This window comes from Caballeronia telluris, from assembly GCF_001544495.1.
Classification (GTDB): Bacteria; Pseudomonadota; Gammaproteobacteria; order Burkholderiales; family Burkholderiaceae; genus Caballeronia; species Caballeronia telluris.
In genome coordinates, this window is sequence record NZ_FCNZ02000039.1 from 24159 (window position 1) to 32369 (window position 8211).

Sequence of the window (8211 nt, forward strand, 5' to 3'; positions counted from 1 at the left end):
TTTAATGGACTCGGCGGTCGGTCTTTGCTCCTTACCACCACCCGATGACAGTGCGCGGGTACCGCTTGAGAGGGCACCGCAAACTAATAACGGCTCCGTTGACCCGCCATGCGTCAACAAGCGAAAGAGGAGACTTGAATTGAAAAAAAAACGAGAGTGGGCGGATTTGCCGTTTCTTACCGTCAAGCTGGTCGTTGCCACCTCTGCAGCGGCTTCGATTGGCGCATGCGGAGGAGGGTCGGACGAGGCGCCGGCAGTGCCCTCGATGCGGGTTAGCTGCTCTTCGCTTTCCGGAACAAGCGTTGCCGATACAACGTTCACTGCGGCGGAAGCTATGCCGTATGCGTCTCATGTCGGCCGTTCTCCGGGTAGCAGTGAACGGGGGTAATTTGGTTCCCACCAAATGTTTTGGTGGGAACCAAAGTGGCCGAGATTGTGGATAGCAAGTGCGAGGCACCGGGCAAGCGCCCCAACTTTGCGCGCGAATTCAAACGACAGCTGGTCGAACAGACGTTCGAGCCCGGGGCGTCTGTATCGCTTGTTGCGCGTCGCAACGACATAAACACCAACCTGCTGTTCAGATGGCGTCGCCAGTATCTTCAGGGTGCATTTGGGGCGCCGCGTCCGGGGCCTGCCAGACAGGAACCCGATGGTGACGTTGCATCGTTACTTCCAGTCAGCATTGTCCCGGAAGCCGAGGCCTCGATGCCGGTCCGCGAAGCCGTGTCGGAGGACGCCTGCGAGATCGAATTTGACCGCGCACGTTTGCGCATTCGCGGTAACGTGTCGCCGGATATGCTGCGGCTGCTGATTCGGGAGCTGTCCCGATGATCGGCCTGCCGGCTGGCACTCGCATCTGGATCGCCGCAGGCGTCACCGACATGCGTAGTGGTTTCCCGGCTCTTGCCGCGAAGGTGCAATCGGCACTCGAAGAAAATCCGCTCGGCGGCGACGTGTTCATTTTTCGGGGACGTCGCGGCGATCTCGTAAAAATTCTATGGGCAACCGATGACGGACTATGGCTTCTCGCGAAGCGGCTTTCGCATGGGCGGTTTATTTGGCCCCAGGCGGATGGCGGCAAGATCTTTCTGACGTCGGCACAGCTGTCGATGTTGCTCGAAGGCATCGATTGGCGACAGCCCCGTCGCACGGCCGCATTGTCGATGTTGTAAACCGCATCGAAGGCTCGTAAACTGCGGCTCATGCCCGATCATGCGCCGCTTCCTGACACCGTTGCCGAGCTCCACGCCCTGGTGCTCGAGCAGCAGGCATCGATCGCAAAGATGGAGCAGGAGATCGCCGAACGCGACCGGGAGATTGTCGAACGCGACCGGGAGATTGTCGAACGGGACCAGCAAATCGAACGCCTGAAAGCGCAGATCGACAAGCTCAGGCGCATGCACTTCGGTCGTAAATCCGAGCAGTTGGAACGGCAGATCGATCGGCTCGAAACCCAGCTCGAGGATCTGGCAGCGGGCAGCGGCGTTGCCGATGTTCGCCGTGCGCGCGCTCGTGCATCGAGCTCGGGCGTATCTGCAGCATCCCCGAAGGAAGCCTTGGCGCCCCATCTGCCACGCGAAGAGCGCGAGCTCGAGCCCGATTCCATCTGCCCGAAGTGCAACAACGCCATGGAGTTGCTCGGCGAGGATGTGTCTGAGCAGCTCGCGCGCGTCACGGCGATGTTCAAGGTCATCCGCACTATCCGTCGCAAGCGGATCTGCACCGGTTGTGGCCATATCGCGCAACCTCCCATGCCGGGGCTGCCGATCGAGCGCAGCATCGCGCATCCGAGCTTGCTGGCCGAGATCATCGTGGCGAAGTATGCAAACCACACGCCCCTGTATCGGCAATCCGAGATCGCGGCGCGCGATGGCGTACGTCTCGATCGGGCCACCATGGCACGTTGGGTCGGGCAATGCGAAGAACTCTGCCGGCTGCTGACTGAAGCCCTGCGTCGCTACACGATGGCGACTGCCAAGCTCCACGCGGACGACACGCCGATCCCGGTGCTTGCGCCTGGGAACAAAAAGACCAAGACCGGTCGATTGTGGGTCTACGTGCGCGATGATCGCCGCTCAGGTTCGAGCGAACCTGCTTCTGTCTGGTTCGCTTACTCGCCGGACCGCAAAGGCATTCACCCCCAGACCCATCTTGCCGGATTCGAAGGCATCCTTCAGGCGGACGGCTATGCCGGCTTCAACGAGTTGACCGAAAGCGGCAAAGTTCGTCTGGCATTTTGCTGGGATCATGCGCGCCGATACGTATTCAACGTGCATGAGACAGCCCCGTCGGACACCACGAAGCAATGGCTCGACATGATTGGCGAGTTTTACGGAATCGAGGCTGATATCCGCGGCAAACCGCCGGATGAGCGGCGACGCGTCAGGCAAGAAAAGAGCACTCCATTGCTCGCGGCCCTCGAAAGGTCGATGAGGGAGAAGCTTGCGACGCTTTGGCCAAAGGCACCGCTGGTCGAAGCGATCAACTACTCTCTGAACCGCTGGGGCGGGCTCACATTGTTCTGTGATGACGGCCGCGTCGAAATCAGCAACGTACTCGCCGAAAATGCTTTGCGCTGCGTGGCCCTCGGCCGGCGCAATTTCATGTTCGCTGGCTCTGACAGCGGTGGCGAGCGAGCCGCCGCAATGTATAGCTTGATCGGCTCGTGCAAGTTGAATGGCATCAACCCACGCGCCTACCTGGAATATGTCCTTACACACATTGCCGATCACCAGGCCAACCGCATCGACGAACTGTTGCCCTGGAACGTCGCGAAGCACCTGCTCCCATCTGCACCTTCATCGGGTTGATCCCTTCTGCCTCCGGCAGGCTTAGCCTGCCGCATTCTCCGACGCTTGTCCAAAGAATTCTCAACGGCCTTGGCGCGACGCATACGCTATGCCAGCAGGCGACTACACAGCTCCGGCTGGCAAAACGGTGACAGGACTACCAGCGTTTTGCCGACTGGCCGCTACGATAAAGCCGACGGCGGAGTCCGACATCAAAGTTGAGCTGTGGATGCCCACGGATTGGAACGGCAAATTTCTCGGGACAGGTAACGGCGGGGCGGGAGGCGTTATCCAGTACGACGCGATGGCGATCGGGTTGCGGCGCGGCTTCGCGGTCGCGAACACCGATATGGGAACCTCCCCCGATGGCGTCAGCGCTGTGGTGGGCAAGATGGAAAGAATCATCGACTACGGATACCGCTCGACGCACCTGATGACCACGATGTCAAAGGCCGTCCTAAAGCGGTTCTATGCGACCGACCCGACACGTTCCTACTTCTACGGGTGTTCAACCGGTGGCGCGCAGGGCGTACAGGAGGCGCTGAAATTTCCGCAGGATTACGACGGGATTGTGATAGGCGCAATGGGCCACAATCGCGTGCCCGCCCACGTTGCGGGTCTCTGGGCCTACGTGGCAACCCAACACGATATGACGACCTATCTGACTGCTGCCAAGCGTAAGCTCTGGGCCGACAAGGTGATGGACTCCTGCGACGCGCTCGACGGCCTCAGGGACGGGGTGATCGGACGGCCTGATAAGTGCAGCGTCGACCCTGCTGTTTTGCAATGTGCTGCGGGCGACGGCTCGGACTGCCTGTCAGCGGGGCAGGTCGGCGCCTTGCGCAAAATTTACGCGGGACCTACTCATTCGGTCACCGGTGAACACCTCTATCCCGGATTCTTCCGAGGCACCGAACTCAGCTTCACGGCAGAGGTCCCGTCGTCCACCGCCGTATCGGGAGGCGGTAACTTCCCTTTTCAGTGGATCTGGGGCTTGAACTGGAATTGGCGAAACTTCGACTTTGGGCGCGACGTGGACGTTATGCGCAATACGCTCAACTTTGCTGTGGATGCTACTAGCGGAGATCTCACCGCCTTCAATGCCCGAGGCGGCAAGATGATGATGTTTCAAGGCCTGGCTGATCCGATCGCCGCGCCAGGGGAAACGTTGAACTACCTGAACACCATCGAGAAGACGATGCCGGGGCAATCGGATAAATTCGTCAAGCTCTTCAACGCGCCGGGAATGGGCCACTGCGGCGGTGGCGTCGGACCAAATGTGTTTGGCAACTTCCGAGTCGGTTTTCCGGACCATCCGAATGATCCGACGCAAGATCTGCTTGCGGCCATGGAGCAATGGGTTGAGAACGGACGCGCGCCGACGCAAATTACCGCGACCAAATACGTCAATAACCAGCCCACCGGTCCAGTGGAGCGAACAATGCCGATTTGCGCGTGGCCGAAGGTGAGCAAGTACAAAGGAACGGGCGACGTAGATTCAGCGGCGAGCTTCGATTGTGTCGCTGCAGATTGAAACCGCTAAGACGCATTCGCGACAAGCTTAGGCTCGCGCTACGTCGACCGCTCGTCTCACAGGATAATCGTATCGGGAGCGACGACCGTTGCTTTTAACAAGAGACGTCCGACCCAGCGAGTCTTGAAGGGCCGTAGTGGCCGCAACACGCCGGTCGTCGAAGGCGGATCACCCGCGGGTTACAAGAAGGTCACCCGCGGGTTAGCAGAAGTTTTTGCTGACCGTCGTTAGGCCCCGAGAAAGTGTGACATGTCGACGAGACGTTGCGCGACCAGCCTGTTCTTTTCTTCGATGAGATCGGGCTCGGGCTGTTTGCCGTGGCGGGTGCGCAGAATACCCTGACTTTCGGGCAGGGCGCGGAGCCTGCGATCCTGTTGGGCATCGTGAACGCGTTAGGCGGCGGCGTAATGCGCGATGTCGTGCTTTCACGCGTGCCGGCCATCCTGAATCGCGAGATCTACCCATCGGCCGCGCTCGCCGGCGCGGGCACGCAGGTTCTGTTCTTTTACGCGCACTGGACGCAGTGGTGGACGCCGTGGTTCGCCACCTTCATATGCGTCGTCATCCGGCTCGCTTCGCTTTACTTCGGCTGGCGCCTGCTGGCGTTCCGCGGGGGAACGTAAAAGGGCGTGCGAAAGGATGAGCCTTTCTGATTTATTTGTTGAACAGACGCGCGATGCCGCCTTCGATATGGTCGCGCATCAGGTCGCGCGCCCGGGGTTGCCCGCATCGATGGCGTCGACGATCTATGTGTGCTTGTCCAGTTCAATCGGAATTTAAGGCCAGAAGCGCATCACGGATCCGTGTCACTTGACATAAAGGAATTTGGCGAATTTCCGCACTGCCCGGACACCGCCGGCATTTAGCTTCAATGCGCCATCCGCTCAATCCGAAAACGTATAGCGCACAGCGGGCGATTTTGGCGAGGAACCTACTCGGAACGCTCCTTGCTCAGCTGTCTTTGTTCTGACTCAGGAGATACAACGATGGCAGGCGACAACTCGTATAGGCCCGGTGAGATCGTCAAGGTGTCCGGCATCTATTCCGTCGTCCATGACGATGGCAAGGATACCTTTGAAGTGACGTGTGTCGAGGGTGAACATTTTCCGCCCACGCGAAGCGGTAAGGGTGCCCACTTCGAACTCAAGTACGCAGCGACCCATTCGCACAAGCACGGCGAATTGAAAGGTAATGAGGCGCGTGGCTAGTGTCAGTAAGTCTGGTCGATCGGCGTCGAACCTGATACTGGCTTAGCGCTTTATGCCGACCGCCCGGCGCATCGCGGCAGTAATCCCTTGCCGCGTGCGCCAGTAGCCTTCCCATGGGTCGGCTGCAAGCGTGCGTTGTCGCTCGATGGCGTGGGCCATCGTCCACTGGTCGCCGCCTTCCACGTCCTTTAACTCATCCCACGATATCGGCATCGACACCGCCATGCCGGGACGCGCGCGCACCGAAAACGCAGCCACCGTGCTCGCGCTTCGGCCGTTGCGCAGGTAATCGATGAAGATCTTGCCCACTCGATTCTTCGGACCAAGCACGGCCGAAAAGCGCTGTGGCACGACACGCGTCATGTGCTGCGCGACTGCTTGTGAAAACTGTTTGACCTCCTCCCATCCCTGTCGGCGAGTGAGCGGCACGACGATGTGAAATCCCTTTCCGCCGCTGGTCTTGGCGAATGAGCGCAGGCCCAGTTCGTCCAATACAACCTTGACGAGCGATGCGGCTTCCAACATCGCCGACCACGGCAACGACGGGTCGGGGTCCAGGTCAAAGATGACGCGATCAGGGTGCTCGAGATCCGGCGCGGCTCCGTTCCATGAATGGATTTCGACGACGCTCATCTGGGCGAGTCCGACCAGCGCGTCAGCGGTGTTGGCGACCAGTAGGGGCTTATGTCTCGGATACACGCTCACGGGCAGTTCTTCGACGCCGGGAATGCGGGCACGCTCGGAATGCTTTTGAAAAAATAGTTCGCCCGCAATACCGTCCGGCGCGCGCACGAGCGCGAGCGGTCGGGCGTGCAGGTACGGCAGCGCCCATTGCGCGATGGCATCGTAGTACCGCACGATGTCGAGCTTGGTGCGGCCTGAGGCTGGGTCCATCACGCGCTGCGGGTTGCTGATCTTGATGTTACCCATGATGACGGTGCCGCGCGGACCGGGTCGCTCGCGCGTCGAGCCGATATTGCCGGTGCCGGGCTCATCCGCGACCTTTTCCTCGGTGACCGCCCGGGCGGGCTTATCTTCGCGCAACGCGTGAAAGACGGGATGACGGACTTCGCCGTTGGGCGTCCACTCGAGAAACGACACCTCAGCCACGATGTCCGGCGCGAGCCAATGAAACTCGCGATCGCGCTCCGGTTCCGGGGCGTTGTAGAAGGCAGGGGACGGCCGCTGTAGGGCCTGAGCGCGTCTGGCGAATGCCGCACTGCGCGCGGGCGATAGGTGCGGTGCAACGTGCCCGGCATATCTGAGGTTGCTGTCCTGCTCGTAGACGCCCAGCAACAACGAGCGCACGCCTGACTTGGCACCTTTTACCCGTGAGAAGCCGCCGATCACGAACTCTTGCCGGAGATTACATTTGAGCTTGATCCAGTCGTTCGAGCGTCCCGAGCGGTATGGCGCATCGGCCCGCTTGCCAATGATGCCTTCGAGCTTCATCTTGCAAGCGGAGGCCACGAGCGACGCCGGATCTTCGGCAAAATCGTCCGAATAGCGTAGGAGCGGGCTCTCGGCCTGTTCCGTCAACTCGTGAAGGAGGGCGCGGCGCGCCCGCAGCGGCTGCTCACGGAGGTCCGTGCCGTTGAGCCATAAAAGGTCGAAGACGTAGAGAACGATGTCGGCCGTACTTCGCCGGTCGAACGCGTTTTGCAAGGCATTGAAGTCGGGCTTGCCTTTCGCATCGAGTACGACCGCTTCTGCATCGACCCAAGCGCTGTCGACCGGCAACGCCTCGAGGGCCTTTCGTAATCGCGGCATGCGATCCGTCCAGTCGTGTCCATTGCGCGTGATCAGTTTGATCTCACCCCGCTCGAGGCGCGCGAGCATCCGATAGCCGTCGAATTTGATTTCGTAGGACCAGTCGCCGTCGGCCGGATGATGCTGAACGAGCGTGGCAAGCTCCGGCTCAATGAGCGGCGGCATTTCGCCGGGCGCTGTATCGGGCGCGCGTACGCGCGTTGCACGAGATCCGGTCCACCGGCCCATATCACTTGCCCGCGTCCGGCGGCACGCCGTTGCTGTCGTCGTTGCCGCTGTCGTCGTTGCCGCCGTCATTGTTCCTGTCGTCGCGATGGCCGGTGTCGTTACACCGGTCCAGTATCGGCGGGGCAAGCGCCTGCGTCGTGTCAATTCCGGCCGCCTGAAGAGCGGCATCAATGCGCTCTAGCTCGGACCGGAAGTTGATGCGTAACCTCGACGGGGGCTCGTCGTCACCTAACAATGTCATACCGTCGTGGATGACAAGAGCGTATCGGGCAAGTAAAAGCGCATCGACAAGCTGGGCTTGCCGATCGGCCTGTTCAATGAGAGCGGTGACTTTCATGGGCGGGTGACCTCCGGTATGGGACATGCAAACCATGCGCCAGGGGGCGAACCCGGAACCGTTGCCAATCAGAGACAGGCGTTGCATGCGGACGCCAAGGGTTAATACTTAATCCTGTCTCCTCCATGTCTACCATGGATTCAGCCCGCGCGATAGAGCGGGCTTTTTTCGTCTGGCGGCGGAAAGGACGACCTCCACGACCGTCAGAAACGCCTTTCCGCGTCGGCTATCGCCGGTCAGGCGTCTTGCTTGTCAAGTCGTGGCGCCTCATGCGCAAGATTGATGTGTGCTACGGTTACTCGATTGCGGCCCGCACGTTTGGAGGCATAGAGCGACTCGTCCGCG

General features: G+C 60.4%; 7 protein-coding genes and 1 pseudogene. 6 read left to right on the top strand and 2 right to left on the bottom strand.

Annotation, left to right across the window (positions count from 1 at the left end; translation table 11 throughout):
* The first annotated feature begins 423 nt into the window (after positions 1 to 423).
* The 6 genes and pseudogenes from tnpA to AWB66_RS29005 all read left to right on the top strand — a co-directional run bounded on the left by tnpA (position 424) and on the right by AWB66_RS29005 (position 5531).
* Positions 424 to 831 (top strand): IS66-like element accessory protein TnpA, encoded by a 408-nt coding sequence (gene tnpA, locus AWB66_RS28980; protein WP_235021284.1) that lies wholly within the window; start codon positions 424 to 426, stop codon positions 829 to 831.
* Positions 828 to 1172 carry an IS66 family insertion sequence element accessory protein TnpB gene (gene tnpB / locus AWB66_RS28985; RefSeq protein ID WP_087633492.1) on the top strand — a complete coding sequence of 115 codons (345 nt, stop codon included), beginning with the start codon at positions 828 to 830 and terminating at the stop codon, positions 1170 to 1172. Before tnpA ends, tnpB begins: the two co-directional genes overlap by 4 nt.
* 30 nt (positions 1173 to 1202) lie before the next feature.
* A complete protein-coding gene (tnpC, locus tag AWB66_RS28990) occupies positions 1203 to 2810 on the top strand; it encodes an IS66 family transposase (RefSeq protein ID WP_087633493.1) in 1608 nt (535 codons plus the stop codon).
* 88 nt (positions 2811 to 2898) lie between these two features.
* The gene (locus tag AWB66_RS28995; protein ID WP_087633494.1) at positions 2899 to 4323 is read left to right on the top strand and encodes a tannase/feruloyl esterase family alpha/beta hydrolase; all 1425 of its coding nucleotides are present in this window, start codon (positions 2899 to 2901) and stop codon (positions 4321 to 4323) included.
* Positions 4324 to 4595: 272 nt separating this feature from the next.
* Positions 4596 to 4946: pseudogene (locus tag AWB66_RS29000) on the top strand (trimeric intracellular cation channel family protein); the annotation flags it as partial.
* Positions 4947 to 5309: 363 nt separating this feature from the next.
* Complete coding sequence (locus tag AWB66_RS29005) at positions 5310 to 5531, top strand: hypothetical protein (RefSeq protein ID WP_087633495.1); 222 nt, start codon at positions 5310 to 5312, stop codon at positions 5529 to 5531.
* Positions 5532 to 5573: 42 nt separating this feature from the next.
* On the opposite strand, the gene ligD is transcribed toward AWB66_RS29005, so the two are convergent.
* Both ligD and AWB66_RS29015 read right to left on the bottom strand, forming a co-directional pair.
* Positions 5574 to 7529, bottom strand: a complete 1956-nt coding sequence (gene ligD / locus AWB66_RS29010; RefSeq protein ID WP_087633496.1) for a DNA ligase D — start codon at positions 7527 to 7529, stop codon at positions 5574 to 5576.
* Between the two features lies 1 nt (position 7530).
* Positions 7531 to 7866 carry a hypothetical protein gene (locus tag AWB66_RS29015; protein ID WP_125469814.1) on the bottom strand — a complete coding sequence of 112 codons (336 nt, stop codon included), beginning with the start codon at positions 7864 to 7866 and terminating at the stop codon, positions 7531 to 7533.
* Positions 7867 to 8211: the final 345 nt, after the last annotated feature.